The organism is Aminobacter sp. Y103A (assembly GCF_030294925.1).
Lineage (GTDB): Bacteria > Pseudomonadota > Alphaproteobacteria > Rhizobiales > Rhizobiaceae > Aminobacter > Aminobacter ciceronei.
On record NZ_AP017986.1, the window covers coordinates 5,109,946 to 5,126,790 of the forward strand.

Here is a 16,845-nt window from a genome sequence, read left to right on the forward strand (position 1 = left end):
CTAAAGCACCTTCTAAACAACACGTCGACAGATTCGTCGGCACGATTCATTACAAAAGCTGCGCGAGATCCATTGCGAATGTATCTGCATTGAAAGCAATAAATTTTCAGGTTAACCGTAAACGATGATCTTCATGATTTGTTTGCTAAGCATGGATACTTGTTTGCAGATCACAGCTATTGATAGAATTTCGATCGATTGCGCAGCGGGGGTTATGCAATGACGGTGGTTGACCAATGGCGGCCTGAGACAGCAGCCGGCGGATTTACCCGGGACGATGAGGCGATCGAGTTCTACACGCGCGTCAACGCCCTTGTGGAGCCCGATATGGTGGTCGTCGACCTGGGGGCCGGGCGCGGCTCCCGTTTCGACCACGGCAGTGCGCCTTTCCGCAAGTGGTTCTGCAATTTCCATGGCCGCGTGAGGAAGGTCATCGGCATCGACGTCGACCCGGTGGTGATGACGCATCCGCATCTCGACGAGGCGCGGGTCATTGAACCTGGCGGCCGCCTGCCACTGGAAGACGCAAGCGTCGACATCATCATCTGCGAATGGGTGATCGAGCATGTCGAACATCCCCGGCAGTTCGCGCAGGAAATCCACCGGGTGCTCAGGCCCGGCGGATGGCTTTGCGCGCTCACCCCGAACCGCCTTGGCTATGTCGGGATTGGCACCACGCTGGTGCCGGAAACGGTGAAGGATCGCATCATGAGGCTGGTGTGGCCCGAGCGGCCACGGGAAGATGCGTTTCCGACATTCTACCGCATGAACACCTTGGGCAGCATTCGGCGCGCCTTCGACGAAAAGAGCTGGTCGCACCATGGCTACGTTTCCAACGGCACGCCGAAATATCATGGCGGCACGGCGGCGGGCTTTGCCTTCGTCTCGCTGCTGCAATGGCTCATGCCGCCGGCCATGCGGACCAACCTGCTGGTGTTTTCGCGCAAACGTCCGGGGCCGATGGGTACGCAGGCTCGACTGCAGAAGGCATGCCAGGACCTGAGCGTCGCACCTGCCGAAAGGCAGGGCGAAAAGGTCTGACGGAACTGCCGCAAGGCGCTGCCCTGGCCAAGGCTGCTCGGCTGTCGACAAACCCGTGCCGGCAATGCGTCAGACAGTTCTTGATCGTTGCCACCGATAATGCCATCGGACTCCCTGCCCTGTTGCCGGATCGTGCCGACAATGGACCGCAAAGAGGATGTGCAATGGCGGATGATGTGGACCAGGACTTGCTGGCGGCCGGCCTATCCGGCGCCCTGACGCCGTTCGGCCACCGGCTGATGGCGCGGGTCTATTATGCCGACACCGACTTCTCCGGCGTCGTCTACCATGCGCGTTATCTCGAATTCTTTGAACGCGGGCGCTCGGACTTCCTGCGCCTCGCCGGCGTCCACCACACCGAACTTGTCGACGGCAAGCATGGCGAAAAGATCGTCTGGGTGGTGCGCCGCATGGAGATCGATTTCCGCGGATCTGCCAAGATCGACGACATCCTGACCATCGAAACCCGGACGCAGGACGTCTCGGGCGCCCGCATCACCATGGCCCAGCAGTTGAAACGCGGTGACGAGGTGCTGGTCGAAGCCAAGGTCGAAGCGGCAATTATCGGCGAGAATGGCCGCCCCAGGCGTTTCCCAAAGGACTGGATCGAAGCCTTCATGCCCGGACGGTAACGTCGGCCGAGCGGCAGCACACCGCCGACGGCCCTGCCATGAGAGTTCACTGATCACGAGATCGTGTGACGCCGCGCAGCGATTACTGGGCTCCGGAGCGCTGCAATCCCGTCGCACCGGGTGGCAGGTTGGCGCACCATCATGTTCCTAACCCATCTTTAACCATAACGGCCCATTAAGGGGTCGGTGAAAGTCGTAAGTATTCCGAGCGGCCTTCCTTTCACCAAAATTGGCTCCGAAAAGGCCGAAAAGGCGCATTTTGGGGCACTTCCGGAAGCTTCGCGCGAACGGACCACGATGGGATGATGCGCAAGGGCTAGCTGCGAGCCGGGCCCGGAAATCTTAAGGACTGTTACAAGATGGAAAACCTACCTCTCGCCCAAACCGGCGCGGAATTGTCGATTTGGGCGCTGTTCTGGCAGGCCGGCTGGGTGGTCAAGCTGGTGATGCTGGGCCTGCTCGGCGCGTCGGTATGGACCTGGGCGATCATCGTCGACAAGCTGGTTGCCTACAACCGCATGCGCGCAGCGCTGAACCGCTTCGAACAGATCTTCTGGTCGGGCCAGTCGCTGGAAGAGCTCTATCGCAACCTTTCGGACCGCAAGACCACAGGCATGAGCGCGATCTTCGTCGCTGCCATGAAGGAGTGGAAGAAGAGTTTCGAGAAGGGCGCCAAATCGCCGCTGGCGCTGCAGACCCGTATCGACAAGGCAATGGACCTGGCGCTGACGCGCGAGATGGAGCGGCTGGAAGGCCGGCTCGGCTTCCTCGCCACCATCGGTTCGGCCGCCCCCTTCATCGGCCTGTTCGGCACCGTCGTCGGCATCATGACCTCGTTCCAGGCCATTGCCGGCTCGAAGTCGACCAACCTCGCCGTCGTCGCCCCCGGCATCGCCGAGGCACTGCTGGCAACCGCAATCGGCCTGCTCGCCGCTATTCCCGCGGTCATCGCCTACAACAAGCTGTCATCCGACGCCGGCAAGATTGGCATGCGCATGGAGGGCTTCTCGGACGAGTTCTCCGCCATACTGTCGCGCCAAATCGATGAAAAAGTCGCGCAGCGGGCCTGAGGAGTAGACCATGGGTATGTCAGTTAGCGCGGGCGGTTCGGGCCGCGGCGGGCGCGGCCACAGGCGGCGCGGCCGCCACCACGGCCTGATGTCCGAAATCAACGTCACGCCGTTCGTCGACGTGATGCTGGTGCTGCTCATCATCTTCATGGTGGCCGCACCGCTGATGACCGTCGGCGTGCCGATCGACCTGCCCGAGACCCAGGCCAAAGCGCTGAATTCGGAAACACAGCCGATCACCATCTCCATCAACGAGGCCGGCCAGATCCACATCCAGGAAACCGAGATCCCGATCGACGAGGTCGTCGCCAAGCTCGGCGCCATCGCCAAGGCCGGCTACGAGGAACGCATCTACGTGCGCGGCGACAAGACCGCCGACTACGGTACGGTGATGAAGGTCATGGCCCGTATCCAGGCCGCCGGCTACAACAAGATCGGCCTCGTTACGCTGCAGGAACAGGACCAGTAGCCCGCAAAATGAAGACCGGCATCACGACATCTGTGGTTTTGCATGCGGCGGTGCTGGGTTTCGGCCTGTTCACCCTGTCGGCACCCAGCGCCCTCGAAGTCGCCGACGTCGAGGCGTTCCCGGTCGACATCGTGCCGGTGGAATCGATCACCCAGATCCAGAAGGGCGACAAGAAGGCCCCGGCCAACGAAAAGCCGGCGCCCAAGCCGACAAGCCGTCCCGATATCGTGCCGGACGCCCAGAATGTCGGCGACAACAAGACCGACAGCGACAAGCCGCCGACGCCCGAGCCGACGCAGAAGGACGTGGATGTCGCAGCCGCACCGCCGCCCTCGCCCAAGCCCGAGCCCAAGCCGACACCGGTCGAGCAGCCCAAGCCCGAGCCGGTGAAGCAGGCCGAGCCAAAGCCTGTGCCGGTACCGGCGACCGAAGTGACGCCGCAGCCTCAGCCCAAGCAGGAAGTCAAGCCCGACCCGGTTGCCGAGACCATCGTCAACGACCAGGCCGAGGCGGAAGCCGTCAAGCTGCCCGAGAATGCGCCGGCACCCGAAGCCAAGCCGCAGCCTCCGCAGGCGCAGACGGCCAAGACGCCCGAGCGCAAGCAGGAAGACAAGCAGACCCAGCAGGCCTCGTCCAAGCCGAAGTCGGAAGAAAAGGAATTCAACGCCGACGAGGTTGCGGCCCTTCTCAACAAACAGAAGCCTTCGGGCGGCGGCGCCAAGCGCTCCACCGAACAGGCGTCGCTGGGCGGCAAGAAGGACACCGGCGGCAACAAGCTGAGCCAGAGCGAGATGGACGCCCTTCGCGGTCAGGTCCAGCGTTGCTGGAACGTGCCGGCAGGCGCCATGGACGGCGGCAACCTCAAGGTTTCCATTCAGTTCAATCTCACCCCTAGCGGCGAAGTCGAGGGACGGCCGGAGATCATCTCCGGTGGTGGTTCGGCCGGCATCGAGCGGGCGGCAGCCGAGTCGGCGCGCCGCGCGGTCCTCCAGTGTGCTCCGTACAATCTGCCGGCTGACAAATATGCCGGCGGCTGGGACCAAGTCATCGTCAATTTCGACCCGAGCGAAATGTTCTGAGCGCCCACACGCTCACCCGGAACTAAGAGGCCTGTCTAATGAAGCATGTAATCAAAGCGATCCTTCTGATCGGCGCCATGGCGAGCGGCATGACCGCGTTTGCAACCTTGCCCGCACGCGCGCTGGTCGAGATCGACGTCAACAAGGGCAATGTCGAGCCGCTGCCGATCGCCATCACCGATTTCCTGTCAGGTGATGCGATGGGTGCCGAGATCGCCGGCATCGTCGCCGCCGACCTGCAGCGCTCGGGCCTGTTCGCCCCGATCGACAAGGGCGCCTTCATCGAGAAGATCTCCAACCCCGATGTCGCACCGCGCTTCGAGGACTGGAAGGTCATCAATGCCCAGGCGCTGGTCACCGGCCGTGTCAGCCAGGAAGCGGACGGCAGGCTGAAGGCCGAGTTCCGGCTGTGGGACACCTTTGCCGGCCAGCAGCTTGCCGGCGAGCAGTTCTTCGCCAACAAGGCCAATTCGCGCCGCATCGCCCACATCATCGCCGATGCCATTTATGAGCGCCTGACCGGCGAGAAGGGTTACTTCGACACCCGCGTCGTGTTCATCGACGAGTCGGGCGCCAAGACCGCGCGCAAGAAGCGCCTCGCGATCATGGATCAGGACGGCGCCAATGTGCGCTACCTCTCCGATGGCCGCTCGATCGCCATGACCCCGCGCTTCTCGCCGACGCGCCAGGAAATCACCTACATGTCCTACGAAAGCGGTCAGCCGCAGGTCTACCTGCTGCAGATCGAGACCGGCCAGCGCGAACTCGTCGGCAACTTCCCCGGCATGACCTTTGCGCCGCGCTTTTCACCCGACGGCCAGAAGGTGATCATGAGCCTGCTGCGCGACGACGGCAATTCCAACATCTTCTCGATGGACCTGCGCAGCCGCACCACAACGCGCCTGACCAACTCCAGCGCCATCGACACCTCGCCATCCTATTCGCCCGACGGTTCCAAGGTGGTCTTCACCTCCGACCGTGGCGGCCAGCCACAGATCTACGTCATGGGCGCCGACGGCTCGGGCCAGACCCGCGTTTCCTTCGGCGGCGGCAGCTACTCGACCCCGGTGTGGTCGCCGCGCGGCGACCTGATCGCCTTCACCAAGCAGTCGGGCGGCCAGTTCCAGATCGGCGTCATGAAGACCGACGGTTCGGGCGAGCGCATCCTGTCGACCGGATTCCAGCAGGAAGGCCCGACCTGGGCGCCGAATGGCCGCGTCGTGATGTTCTTCCGCGACCAGCCCGGCGGCGGCGGTCCCAAGCTCTACTCGGTCGACCTCACCGGCCGCAACGAGCAGGCGATCCCGACCTCGGGCTTTGCCTCCGACCCGGCCTGGTCGCCGCTGCTCGACTAAGTGCACGGGCGCGAAGATCGGTTTCGAACTTCGCAACGGGGCAGTCACCCGTGTCAAAGTGTGACAGCGCCCTTTGCGCGTCCCAGCTGACACGCAGTGCCACAGGGGCCCGTTGTTAACCTTCTCCGGTGAAGGCGCGACGAATGGACCAGGCGGCGTCAATTGACCAATGACGCCGCCTTTCTGCCGTATTTTCGCCTACGGTGCGCGGCGAAGTGCATGTTCGACGGCTGCCGCATGCGGGGACACTACAGCGAGCAGCAACGATATTTTAACCACGTTTCTTGAATGCCGGTTAACCCCAACGTGGTTACTGGATGTTCAACGAAATCACTCGAATGCGAAGGAGAGGCGGGATGCGCCGTATCGCAAAATTTGCAACCAACCCCGTGGTCGTGGCCCTGATCGCCTCTCTGGCGATTGCCGGCTGCGCCTCGAAGAAGACCCCGAACAACGCGGCCGATCTCGGCCTCGGCGGCGGCGCCGGCTCGGCAACGCCGGGCTCGTCGCAGGACTTCACCGTCAATGTCGGCGACCGCATCTTCTTTGACACCGACTCTTCGTCGGTTCGTGCCGACGCCCAGGGCATCCTGAGCCGCCAGGCGCAGTGGCTGAACAAGTACGGCCAGTACGCAGTCGTTGTCGAAGGCCATGCCGACGAACGCGGCACCCGCGAATACAACCTGGCTCTCGGCGCACGTCGCGCCGCTGCCGCCCGCGACTACCTGATCTCGCAGGGCGTTGCCGCCAATCGCCTGAAGACGATCTCCTACGGCAAGGAACGTCCGGTCGCGGTTTGCGACGACATCTCCTGCTGGTCGCAGAACCGCCGCGCCGTCACGACGCTGTCGGGCGCCGGCAGCTGAGCTGCGCGAAGCCACTGAGTGAAACGAAAGGCGGTCTTCGGGCCGCCTTTTGCTTATCTGGCAGTCCGAAACAAAATTTGGCCGAAGTCTCCGGTCCTGATAAATGACGAGAGCGCATCGGCGCGAAGCAACCAAATTCTCTTCCACGGCGAGAGGCTAATGCATTTTCGATCAATCCTGAGTGGCACACTTGCCATCTTCCTTCTGTCGGGGGCCGCAGCGCACGCGCGCGACGGCATTGGCATCGACTTCCCCAAGATCGGCCTGCCGGGTGTTTTCGGCAGCAAGACGGAGAGCACCGAAGTTCCGATCCAGCTCGCCCAGGCGGGCGATCCGCGCGTCACCGCGCTCGAGGAGGAAATCCGCAAGCTCAACGGCTCCATCGAGGAGCTGAACTTCCAGATCCTGCAGATGCAGGAGCAGATGCGGAAGATGCAGGAAGACAACGAGTTCCGCTTCCAGGAGCTTGAGGGCGGCGGACAGAAGAAGTCCGACGCCTCCGGCAAGAGCAACAGCTCGATCGTTGAGGCGCCCACGGCGCCTCAACCCGGCGCGGCCCAGACGGCGACCGCTCCCGCCCCAGGCGCAAACAGCGTCGAAGACGTAATCACCGATTCCGGCACCGGTGAGCCCGGTGCAGTTGCCGGTGGCGGCACCGGCGCGCCGCCGACGACATTCGGCACCATCACCGTCGATGCCAATGGCAACGTCGTCTCGGAAAGCGCCAATCCGCAGGTCGCTGCACCGGCCCAACCGCACGCGCCTGCCGCAACGCAACCGGCGCAACCGAAGAGCAATGGCACCGCTGTTGCCGCATTGCCCGACACCAACGATCCGGACGAGCTTTACCGTAACTCCTACCAGTTCGTGCTTTCGGGCGACTACACCACCGCCGAACAGGGTTTTCGCGATCACATCTCGCGCTTTCCCGCCGATCCCAAGACGGCCGATGCGCGCTTCTGGCTGGGCGAGTCGCTTCTCGGCCAAAAGAAGTACCGCGACGCTGCCGAGATTTTCCTCAACGCCTCGAAGGAATATCCGAAGTCCAAGAAGGCGCCTGAAATGATGCTCAAGCTCGGCGTTTCGCTTGTCGGCCTGAAGCAGCGCGATGTTGCCTGCGCCACCTTCGGCGAGATTGGCAAGCGCTATCCCGACGTCTCCGGCGCCATCAAGGAACGGGTCAAGCAGGAACGGGCTCTCGCCGCGTGCTGACGCAGCCGATCGACGCTGACTTCTTTGCAGACTTTTCCGAGTTCGACTTTGCCGCGCACGCAACGATCATCGCAGCGGCATCAGGCGGCAGCGACTCGACAGCGCTTCTCCTTCTTCTCAAATCCCATCTCGACAGGCACGCGCCGACGACGCGCTTGCAGGCGGTGACCGTCGACCACGCGCTGCGCCCCGGTTCGGACGCCGAGGCCGACGCGGTTGGGCAGCTCTGCGCCCGCTTTGGTATTGCCCATCGCACGATGCACTGGACCGGCGACAAGCCGTCGACCGGCATCGCAGCCGCCGCGCGCAATGCGCGCTACGATCTGCTCGCCCAGGCAGCGCGCGAGGCGGGTGCGACGATCCTGGTCACCGGTCACACCGCCGACGACCAGGCCGAGACGGTGCTGATGCGCAGCGCGCGCGGCACGGGCCGCGGTGCCGCCGGCATGGCCTCGGCCACGCTTTTCGACGGCGACATCTGGATCGTCCGCCCGCTGCTCGGGCAGCGCCGCGAGCGGCTGCGCGACATGCTCAGGGCGCTCAGGACCAGCTGGATCGACGACCCCACCAACACCAATGACGCCTACGAGCGGCCACGCATGCGGCTGTCGCTGCAGAACGATGGCATCCAGCGGATCGAGGCCGCCCTAAGCGACGCCCGGCAGGCAGGCGCGGCGCGCACCAAACTGGGCGAGCGTGCGGCAGCGCTGATCGCCACCCATGCCAGTCGCGTCAGCCCGGGACTGAACCGTCTCGACCCGGCCTTCGCGGAGACACCTGACAGCGATGCGGCGGCCTACGCGCTACGTGTGTTGATTGCGGTGTCAGGCGGCGTGCCGCATCTGCCTGACGAGGCACGCGTCCGCGACCTGCTGGAGCGTCTCGCCGATGGGCCGGCTAACAAAAAACCGGCCCGCGCCACATTGTCGCGCGCGCTCGTCGACATCAGAAGCACAGGCATTTTCCTGCTGCGCGAGGGACGCGGATTGCCGCGGGCAACGCCATTGGCGACGGGTCTGTGGGACGGCCGCTACAGGATTGCGGCCCCACAACCAGGACAGGCTGAAATGACCGTCGCACCACTCGGTTTGACGGCCGCCATCTCGATGGCGTCGGAGGTGAATGCACCGCAAAGTCTTGTCCGGGCGGCACTTCAGGCCGAGCCCGCCTTGTGGCGCGGCGAAAGATTGGCGGGATTGGCATTTCTAACAAATGCTGACGCGCTGGCCGGCCCTTGGGCGCGTTTCCTCCCCGGCTTCGACCTGGCTCCGGCTCAGGCAGTGTCAGAACTGATTGGCGGGCGAGCGATCCCGGTCTCGCCATGCCGTGGTCACATTGCTGTTTGACCTTAACCGAGACTTAGGGACGCGCTTGGCAATGTCCGAGGCCGTGCCTATGTTAGGGGCAAGCTTACTCTCACCATACGCGCCCCTGGTGGGCGCCAACGGGAAACTCGATGAATCCGAACTATCGCAACTTCGCGCTGTGGGCGATCATAGCCGTTCTGCTCATCGCCCTGTTCAATCTGTTCCAGACCCCGCAGACCCGCGGCGCGTCGAGCGAAGTGGCGTATTCGCAGTTCCTCCAGGATCTGGACTCTGGCCGCGTCAAGACGGTGACGATTGCCGGTGACCGCATCAGCGGTACCTATATCGACAACTCGACAGGCTTCCAGACCTACTCGCCGGGCGACGCGACGCTGGTGTCGCGCCTCGAGCAGAAGAACGTCACCATCAACGCCCGCCCTGAAAATGACGGTTCGGGCTCGATCTTCTCGGTGCTCTTGTCCTGGCTGCCGATGATCCTGATCCTCGGCGTGTGGATCTTCTTCATGCGCCAGATGCAGTCGGGTTCCGGCCGCGCCATGGGCTTCGGCAAGTCCAAGGCCAAGCTTCTGACCGAAGCACACGGCCGCGTCACCTTCGGCGATGTCGCCGGTGTCGACGAAGCCAAGGAAGACCTGGAAGAGATCGTCGAGTTCCTGCGCGACCCGCAGAAGTTCCAGCGCCTCGGCGGCAAGATCCCGCGAGGCGTGCTGCTCGTCGGCCCTCCCGGTACCGGCAAGACGCTGCTTGCCCGCTCGGTCGCCGGTGAAGCCAATGTGCCGTTTTTCACCATCTCGGGTTCTGACTTCGTCGAAATGTTCGTCGGCGTCGGTGCAAGCCGCGTCCGCGACATGTTCGAGCAGGCCAAGAAGAACGCGCCTTGCATCATCTTCATCGACGAAATCGACGCCGTCGGCCGCCATCGTGGCGCTGGCCTCGGCGGTGGCAACGACGAACGCGAGCAGACGCTGAACCAGTTGCTGGTCGAAATGGACGGCTTCGAGGCCAACGAGTCGATCATCCTGATCGCCGCGACCAACCGTCCCGACGTTCTCGATCCCGCGCTGCTGCGTCCGGGCCGCTTCGACCGCCAGGTCGTTGTGCCGAACCCGGACATCGTCGGTCGCGAGAAGATCCTCAAGGTTCACGTTCGCAACGTGCCGTTGGCGCCCAATGTCGACCTCAAGACGGTCGCACGCGGCACCCCCGGCTTCTCCGGCGCCGACCTGATGAACCTGGTCAACGAATCCGCCCTGATGGCTGCGCGCCGCAACAAGCGCCTGGTCACCATGCAGGAATTCGAGGACGCCAAGGACAAGATCATGATGGGCGCCGAGCGCCGCTCCTCGGCCATGACCCAGGCCGAGAAAGAGCTGACTGCCTATCACGAATCCGGCCACGCCATCCTGGCGCTCAACGTGCCGGCCGCCGACCCGCTGCACAAGGCGACCATCATCCCACGCGGCCGCGCATTGGGCATGGTCATGCAGCTGCCGGAAGGCGACCGCTACTCGATGAGCTACAAGTACATGATCTCGCGTCTGGCGATCATGATGGGCGGTCGCGTTGCCGAGGAGTTCAAGTTCGGCAAGGAGAACATCACGTCCGGTGCCTCCTCCGACATCGAGCAGGCGACCAAGCTGGCGCGCGCCATGGTCACCCGCTGGGGCTTCTCCGACAAGCTTGGCCACGTCGCTTACGGCGACAACCAGGAAGAGGTGTTCCTCGGCCACTCGGTGGCCCGCACCCAGAACATCTCGGAAGAGACTGCCCAGATCATCGACGCCGAAGTGCGCCGTCTGATCGATGAGGCCTATTCGACGGCCAGGACCATCCTGACCAAGAAGAAGAAGGACTGGATCGCACTCGCCGAAGGCCTGCTCGAATACGAGACGCTGTCGGGCGAAGAGATCAAGCAGTTGATCGCCGGCAGCAAGCCCGCCCGCGACATGGGTGACGACACCCCGCCGTCGCGCGGCTCGGCCGTGCCGAAGGCCGGTTCGACCCGCGGCAAGAAGAAGGGTTCGGAGCCCGAAGGCGGCATGGAACCCCAGCCGTCGAGCTGAGGCCCGGACAGCGGTACTGAATGAAAAACGCCGTCGAGGAAACTCGGCGGCGTTTTTGCATTCTGGGCGGTCGCAGACTGCCTCCAAGCAGATGACCGTTTCCGCCAAGTTTTCGCAGAGGTCATCGGCACGCTGCCGCCAATGTTCGGGCACGCATCCGAATCGCATCCAGTCGGCAGACCGAAGCGGAACAGATTATGGTCGCATCGCGTCGTTCACTGCTCAAACTGGGATTGACCGGCATGCTCATCCCTCAGCGATCCTTGGCCTTTGCGGTCGACGCAAGGAACCCGTCTTTCGAAGACTGGCGCCGCAACTTCGCAGCCGGCATTGCTGCACGGATGAAGGCGGCAAACGTCGTGGGCGCGGCCGTTGTAATCGCATCCAGGGAAAACACCACGCTCTTCGCCGAGGCCTTCGGCTTCGCCGACCTGAAACAGCAGCGAAAGCTCACCACCGACACCCCGATGCACCTGGCGTCCATAAGCAAGCTTTTCACGGCTTCCGCCCTGGTGTAGCTGTTCGAACGCAAGGGTCTTGACCTGCAGGGCGACGTCAGCGGATTCATCGATTTTCAGGTCCGCAACCCGCGCCATCCACAGTTGCCGATCACGCCGCACCACCTTTTGACCCACACATCGAGCATTTTCGACGAAGGCCATGGCGACGTTTCTTTCCCGGGCGATCCCACGCAGAGCCTGTCGGACTTCCTGCGGAACTATCTTGTGAGTGGCGGCAGCGCTTATGCACCCGGGACATCCTTCCTCCAGGCGGAGCCGGGCACAAAGTGGGAATACAGCAACGTCGCCATTGCGCTCGCCGGCTACGTCGTCGAACGCATCAGCGGGACGAGCTTCCCGGCTTACGTCAAGGAGAACATTCTCGACCCGATCGGCGTCAGCAATGCCCATTGGTATCTGAGGCAATTTCAGCGCGATGTGCTTGCCAAGCCCTACAGCTTCGAGGACGGCACGTTCGTCGAACTGCCGCAGCAGGGTTATCCCGACGTTCCGGCCGGAATGCTACGCTGCTCGGTGAGCGACCTCGTCAAGTCGCTGCATGCCATGCTGTGGGGAAGCCATAATGCCGTCCTGTCCCAGCGAGCATCCGCCGAAATGCTGCGCAGGCAGGTCGACCCGAAGATCTACCCTTATCAAGGGCTCGGCTGGACCGAAGAGGAAAGTGCCAGCCGCAAAGTCGTCGGCCACACAGGCAGCGACAACGGCGCCTCCAACATCGTGGCGCTGTCGGAGGACCAGAACCACGTGGCGGCACTTCTCATGAACAACGATGGCACTCTAAAGAGCGGCGCGTTCCGGGCGTCGGTGATCGACGACCTACTGGCCGGCGCGAAACTTGCGACGTGAGTCGATAGCGTTCTCAGGGAGCCGCCGCTGAGGACACCCAGCGGCGGTTTTGCATCTTCGGTTCAGCAGCCGGCGATGCTCAGTTTCGGCTGCCCAGCGCCACCCGGCATGCCAGCCCGGCAAAGACACTGGCGAGGAAATATTGAGGCAGCCTGCCCAGCCGCACCAATCCGCCTGCCCGCTGGCGCAGGTGGCTGCTCAACAGGATGACCGAGCCGTTGACGATGAAGCCGATCCCGTTGAGCACGGTCGCCAGCACCAACGTCTGCACGATCATCGATCCGGTGTCGGGACGGATGAACTGCGGAAACAGCGCCAGCACGAACAACGCCATCTTGGGGTTGAGCAGGTTGGTGGCAAGCCCTGCGCCGAGGATGCGCCTTGACGAGAACCGCTTGAGACCGGACGCCGGCGCAAAGGCCGATGTCTCGGAGCGCAGCGTCTTCCAGGCAAGGTAGAGCAGATAGGCGCAACCCGCCCAGCGCACGATCTCGTAGGCGACAGGCACTGCCACAAACAGCTGCGAAAGCCCGAGGGCCGCGGCCAACGCATGGCAATAGGTGCCGAGCGCGATGCCGAGATAGGTCAGGAAACCCGCCGAGCGCCCCTGGCTGATGCTGCGCGAGGCGATGAGCAGCATGTCAGGACCGGGCGTGGCGGTCAGAACCACCGATGCGGCGGCAAAAAGCATGAGTGTGGAGAGTCCCGGCATATCGTGTTCCTTCGAGTGAGCCGGAGTTCCTGTCTAGCTGGATTCAAGGAATTGGCAAGGTGGCGCCTTCTGCATCTGCGCCCGACAGCCAAGCAACTTCTGCAACCAGTGCGATATGGATCCTGTCGGGCTCCAACAAACGGTTTGCCCAAATTGGAGCCGCGCCACGTTTGTAGCCTGGCATCAGGGGGCCGAGAAAGGCCAACCCACCTTCAAGTCGGGGAGACTGCCGCGAAAAACCCCAACCCTTTTCTAAGCTTTTGTGACATAAAATCACCAAATGTGATGCGTTGGTCGGCCCGCGTTGTGGCAAAGCAGGCGCGGGTGGACTCCACGGGGACAGGCTAACATGGCTGGACGCTATTTCGGCACCGACGGCATTCGCGGACGGGCCAACAAATTTCCGATGACCGCTGAGGTTGCGATGAAGGTCGGCATGGCTGCCGGCCTGTCGTTCCAGCGCGGCAATCACCGCCACCGCGTCGTGCTTGGCAAAGACACGCGCCTGTCGGGCTACATGATCGAGAACGCGCTGGTGTCGGGCCTGTGCGCAGCCGGCATGGACGTGTTCCTGCTCGGCCCGATCCCGACGCCGGCTGTCGCCATGCTTGTGCGTTCGCTGCGCGCCGACATCGGCGTGATGATCTCGGCATCGCACAATCCCTACCACGACAACGGCATCAAGCTGTTCGGCCCAGACGGCTACAAGCTCTCCGACGAGATCGAGGAACGCATTGAGGCGATGCTCGACCAGGATGTCGAGGCGCTGCTCGCCGATTCCGACGGGCTCGGCCGGGCAAAGCGCGTCGATGGCGTGCATGACCGCTACATCGAATTCGCCAAGCGCACCCTGCCGCGCTCGATGTCTCTGTCGGGCCTGCGCATCGTCGTCGACTGCGCCAACGGCGCAGCCTACAAGGTGGCGCCTGCCGCCCTTTGGGAACTCGGCGCCGAGGTGATCCCGATCAATGTCGAGCCCAACGGCTTCAACATCAACGCCGAATGCGGCTCGACCCATCCGGCCGGCCTGCAAAAGAAGATCCACGAGGTTCGCGCCGACATCGGCATCGCGCTTGACGGCGACGCCGACCGCGTCGTCATCGTCGACGAAAACGGCACCGTCGTCGACGGCGATCAGATCATGGCGCTGATCGCGCAATCCTGGCAGCAGAGCGGCCGTCTCGCCGGCGGCGGCGTCGTGGCGACCGTGATGTCGAACCTCGGCCTGGAGCGCTATCTCGGCGAGCTCAACCTCGAACTGCATCGCACCAAGGTCGGCGACCGCTATGTCGTCGAGCACATGCGCGCGCATGGCCTGAACATCGGCGGCGAGCAGTCGGGCCACATCGTTTTGACCGACTACTCGACCACGGGCGACGGGCTGGTGGCGGCGCTGCAGGTGCTTGCCTGCATCAAGCGCTCCAACAAGCCGATGAGCGAGCTCAGCCGCACCTTCGAGCCGGTGCCGCAGTTGCTCAAGAACGTCCGCTTCTCCGGCGGCAAGCCGCTGGAGGAGACACTGGTGAAGGCGGCGATCGAAGACGGCCGCAACCGGCTGGGCAAGACCGGACGTCTGGTGATCCGCCCGTCGGGCACCGAGCCCCTGATCCGCGTGATGGCCGAAGGCGACGACCCGCAACTGGTCGAAACCGTGGTCAACGACATCGTCGGCGTCATATCGGAAAGCCGCTCGGCCGCCTGAGCCAAGATATCTGAGAGACACTGAAAGGCCCGCCTCCGGCGGTCCGCCTCTGGCGGGCTTTTTTTTGTTGTTCAAAAGCTTGAGGCCACAACCTCGGCAACCATTGAGCGCAGGCAAACATGGTTAATCGCCAGGGTTAAGCGGGCCTTAACCTATACCAAGCATTATCCATCCCGGTTAGTGACGTCGGGCGCGTAGCGGGTCCGCAAGTATAGGGTTATGGGCAATGTTCAATATTGGAAGGAACGCATTATTCGCCGCGCTGCTCGTCGGGGTCGCCGGGCCGGCTTTCGCCGCCGACATGCCCGAGCCGATCATCGAGGTCGAGCAGCCATCCTATGGCGGCTGGTACCTGCGCGGCCACATCGGCATGAGCAACCAGCGCATCAAGCGACTGGAATCGCCGCTGTTCGACATCCCGTTCGAACATGGCTGGTACGATGACGGCAGCTTCGGCTCGGCGCCGACTTTCGGCCTCGGCGTCGGCTATCAGTTCAACGACTTTCTGCGTGGCGACATCACCGCCGAGTATCGCGGCGCGGCGGACTTCACCGCACAGGACTGGCTGAGGGCCACGGCTCCCGGTGATCCGGTAACAACCAACGACTATCGCGGCAGAAAGTCGGAATGGCTGTTCCTGGCCAACGCCTATGCCGACGTCGGCACGTTCTATGGCATCACGCCATATGTCGGTGCGGGTATCGGCGCGTCGCGCAACACGATCTCCAGCTTCACCGACACCAATCCGCAGACGGGCGGTGGTGCTTATGCCGCCGACAAGTCGCGCTGGGATCTCGCCTGGGCACTTCATGCCGGTCTCGGCATCAAGGCCACCGAGCGCATGACCATCGACCTCGGCTACAGCTTCGTCAATCTCGGCGACGGCCAGACCGGTGAGTTGAAGAACGTCGACCCGTCCTTCCCCTTCCCGCCTGCCAATGACGGCATCCGGTTCAAGGACATCACCTCGCACGACTTCAAGCTTGGTGTCCGCTACTCGCTGAACTAACCGTCCAAGCGGATTTCCCTGACACCAAACCGCCCGGCTCGCCGGGCGGTTTTTCTTTGCAGCGACGTCCGCAAACACCAGCTAACCATCTGTTATCCTTAACTGTGACTTAACCTCTATGGTTAATGATGAGCTGAACGGCTGCTGGGCTCATCGGCAACATCTGGCGCCATTTCGGGAGAATGCGATCATGACCTTGACGTCTCGCATAGCGCTGGCACTGGCCGCGACCATGCTTTGGCCACTCGCAGCCGGCGCTGCCGACTATGACCCGCCAATCGCCATCGACGAGGCCCCGGAATATGTCCCGGTCGAAGTCGGTTCCGGCTGGTACCTGCGCGGCGACGTCGGCTACAACATCACCAAGTCGCCCTACGACTTCACGCTGTTCGGTGTTGAATCCGACAGCACCAGCATCACCGGCAGCATCGGTGCTGGCTATCATTTCAGTGATTTCCTGCGCGGTGAGCTCAATGTCGGCTTCCTGGGAACCGACAGTTTCAGCGCTTCGGATGTCGACACCACCGTCTCGCTGAACAACAGCTTCTGGAACGGCATGGCAAATGTCTATGCCGATCTCGGCACCGTCGCCGGCTTCACCCCCTATGTCGGCGCCGGCCTGGGCCTGATCTATTCAAGCCAGCGCGTGAGCATCGACGATGTCGACCCGACACTCGACTTCTATGCCCGCGACGCGCAATACAAGGTCGCATACTCGGTCGGCGCCGGTGTCGCATATCGCGTCGCCCAGAACACCTCGATCGACGTCGGCTACCAGTATCTGAGCGCGCCCGATCTGGAATACATGGATTTCAGCACGCTCACCACCAAGAAGGGCCTCGACTACCACCAGGTCAAGGTCGGCCTGCGCTACGATCTTTGGTAGCCGCGAGGTCCCTCGGCATCACATGGCGGCGGGCAGAGGCCCGCCGTTTGCATC

14 protein-coding genes and 1 pseudogene are annotated in these 16,845 nt (G+C 63.1%); 14 read left to right on the forward strand and 1 reads right to left on the reverse strand.

All coding sequences use genetic code 11. The features are described from left to right. Positions 1-219: 219 nt before the first annotated feature. From Amn_RS25120 to Amn_RS25170, 11 genes and pseudogenes are all read left to right on the forward strand, one after another. Entirely contained in the window at positions 220-1,041 is an 822-nt protein-coding gene (locus Amn_RS25120) for a class I SAM-dependent methyltransferase (protein WP_182574285.1), read from the forward strand. 164 nt (positions 1,042-1,205) lie between these two features. After that, entirely contained in the window at positions 1,206-1,673 is a 468-nt protein-coding gene (gene ybgC / locus Amn_RS25125) for a tol-pal system-associated acyl-CoA thioesterase (protein WP_067956802.1), read from the forward strand. 359 nt (positions 1,674-2,032) lie between these two features. Further along, the gene (gene tolQ / locus Amn_RS25130; protein ID WP_067956800.1) at positions 2,033-2,743 is read left to right on the forward strand and encodes a protein TolQ; all 711 of its coding nucleotides are present in this window, start codon (positions 2,033-2,035) and stop codon (positions 2,741-2,743) included. A gap of 10 nt (positions 2,744-2,753) precedes the next feature. Beyond that, positions 2,754-3,212 carry a protein TolR gene (gene tolR, locus Amn_RS25135; RefSeq protein ID WP_067956797.1) on the forward strand — a complete coding sequence of 153 codons (459 nt, stop codon included), beginning with the start codon at positions 2,754-2,756 and terminating at the stop codon, positions 3,210-3,212. An 8-nt stretch (positions 3,213-3,220) separates the two neighbouring features. Beyond that, the gene (gene tolA / locus Amn_RS25140) at positions 3,221-4,291 is read left to right on the forward strand and encodes a cell envelope integrity protein TolA (protein WP_067956794.1); all 1,071 of its coding nucleotides are present in this window, start codon (positions 3,221-3,223) and stop codon (positions 4,289-4,291) included. Positions 4,292-4,329: 38 nt separating this feature from the next. Then, positions 4,330-5,646, forward strand: a complete 1,317-nt coding sequence (tolB, locus tag Amn_RS25145; protein ID WP_067956791.1) for a Tol-Pal system beta propeller repeat protein TolB — start codon at positions 4,330-4,332, stop codon at positions 5,644-5,646. A gap of 356 nt (positions 5,647-6,002) precedes the next feature. Further along, positions 6,003-6,512 (forward strand): peptidoglycan-associated lipoprotein Pal, encoded by a 510-nt coding sequence (gene pal, locus Amn_RS25150; RefSeq protein ID WP_067956787.1) that lies wholly within the window; start codon positions 6,003-6,005, stop codon positions 6,510-6,512. Positions 6,513-6,671: 159 nt separating this feature from the next. Continuing rightward, positions 6,672-7,724 carry a tol-pal system protein YbgF gene (ybgF, locus tag Amn_RS25155; protein WP_067956784.1) on the forward strand — a complete coding sequence of 351 codons (1,053 nt, stop codon included), beginning with the start codon at positions 6,672-6,674 and terminating at the stop codon, positions 7,722-7,724. Then, positions 7,718-9,070, forward strand: a complete 1,353-nt coding sequence (tilS, locus tag Amn_RS25160; protein WP_246787032.1) for a tRNA lysidine(34) synthetase TilS — start codon at positions 7,718-7,720, stop codon at positions 9,068-9,070. The genes ybgF and tilS overlap by 7 nt, the downstream gene beginning before the upstream one ends. A 110-nt stretch (positions 9,071-9,180) precedes the next feature. Further along, positions 9,181-11,115 (forward strand): ATP-dependent zinc metalloprotease FtsH, encoded by a 1,935-nt coding sequence (gene ftsH / locus Amn_RS25165; protein WP_067956781.1) that lies wholly within the window; start codon positions 9,181-9,183, stop codon positions 11,113-11,115. A gap of 341 nt (positions 11,116-11,456) precedes the next feature. Continuing rightward, a pseudogene (locus tag Amn_RS25170) lies at positions 11,457-12,482 on the forward strand (serine hydrolase domain-containing protein). A gap of 79 nt (positions 12,483-12,561) precedes the next feature. Here the strand turns inward: Amn_RS25170 and Amn_RS25175 are convergent. Next, positions 12,562-13,194, reverse strand: a complete 633-nt coding sequence (locus tag Amn_RS25175; RefSeq protein WP_286293026.1) for a LysE family translocator — start codon at positions 13,192-13,194, stop codon at positions 12,562-12,564. Positions 13,195-13,543: 349 nt separating this feature from the next. Between Amn_RS25175 and glmM the strand changes: the two genes are divergently transcribed. From glmM to Amn_RS25190, 3 genes are all read left to right on the forward strand, one after another. Then, positions 13,544-14,896 (forward strand): phosphoglucosamine mutase, encoded by a 1,353-nt coding sequence (gene glmM / locus Amn_RS25180; protein WP_067956772.1) that lies wholly within the window; start codon positions 13,544-13,546, stop codon positions 14,894-14,896. Between the two features lie 226 nt (positions 14,897-15,122). After that, positions 15,123-15,905 carry an outer membrane protein gene (locus Amn_RS25185; RefSeq protein WP_067956769.1) on the forward strand — a complete coding sequence of 261 codons (783 nt, stop codon included), beginning with the start codon at positions 15,123-15,125 and terminating at the stop codon, positions 15,903-15,905. Between the two features lie 190 nt (positions 15,906-16,095). Then, positions 16,096-16,791 carry an outer membrane protein gene (locus Amn_RS25190; protein WP_286293032.1) on the forward strand — a complete coding sequence of 232 codons (696 nt, stop codon included), beginning with the start codon at positions 16,096-16,098 and terminating at the stop codon, positions 16,789-16,791. The last annotated feature ends 54 nt before the right edge of the window (positions 16,792-16,845 follow it).

Bases quoted from the DNA above. Each gene is read 5' to 3' on its own strand.
- Amn_RS25120 (WP_182574285.1), top strand. From the start codon at position 220: ATGACGGTGGTTGACCAATGGCGGCCTGAGACAGCAGCCGGCGGATTT.
- ybgC (WP_067956802.1), top strand. From the start codon at position 1,206: ATGGCGGATGATGTGGACCAGGACTTGCTGGCGGCCGGCCTATCCGGC.
- tolQ (WP_067956800.1), top strand. From the start codon at position 2,033: ATGGAAAACCTACCTCTCGCCCAAACCGGCGCGGAATTGTCGATTTGG.
- tolR (WP_067956797.1), top strand. From the start codon at position 2,754: ATGGGTATGTCAGTTAGCGCGGGCGGTTCGGGCCGCGGCGGGCGCGGC.
- tolA (WP_067956794.1), top strand. From the start codon at position 3,221: ATGAAGACCGGCATCACGACATCTGTGGTTTTGCATGCGGCGGTGCTG.
- tolB (WP_067956791.1), top strand. From the start codon at position 4,330: ATGAAGCATGTAATCAAAGCGATCCTTCTGATCGGCGCCATGGCGAGC.
- pal (WP_067956787.1), top strand. From the start codon at position 6,003: ATGCGCCGTATCGCAAAATTTGCAACCAACCCCGTGGTCGTGGCCCTG.
- ybgF (WP_067956784.1), top strand. From the start codon at position 6,672: ATGCATTTTCGATCAATCCTGAGTGGCACACTTGCCATCTTCCTTCTG.
- ftsH (WP_067956781.1), top strand. From the start codon at position 9,181: ATGAATCCGAACTATCGCAACTTCGCGCTGTGGGCGATCATAGCCGTT.
- Amn_RS25175 (WP_286293026.1), bottom strand. From the start codon at position 13,194: ATGCCGGGACTCTCCACACTCATGCTTTTTGCCGCCGCATCGGTGGTT.
- glmM (WP_067956772.1), top strand. From the start codon at position 13,544: ATGGCTGGACGCTATTTCGGCACCGACGGCATTCGCGGACGGGCCAAC.
- Amn_RS25185 (WP_067956769.1), top strand. From the start codon at position 15,123: ATGTTCAATATTGGAAGGAACGCATTATTCGCCGCGCTGCTCGTCGGG.
- Amn_RS25190 (WP_286293032.1), top strand. From the start codon at position 16,096: ATGACCTTGACGTCTCGCATAGCGCTGGCACTGGCCGCGACCATGCTT.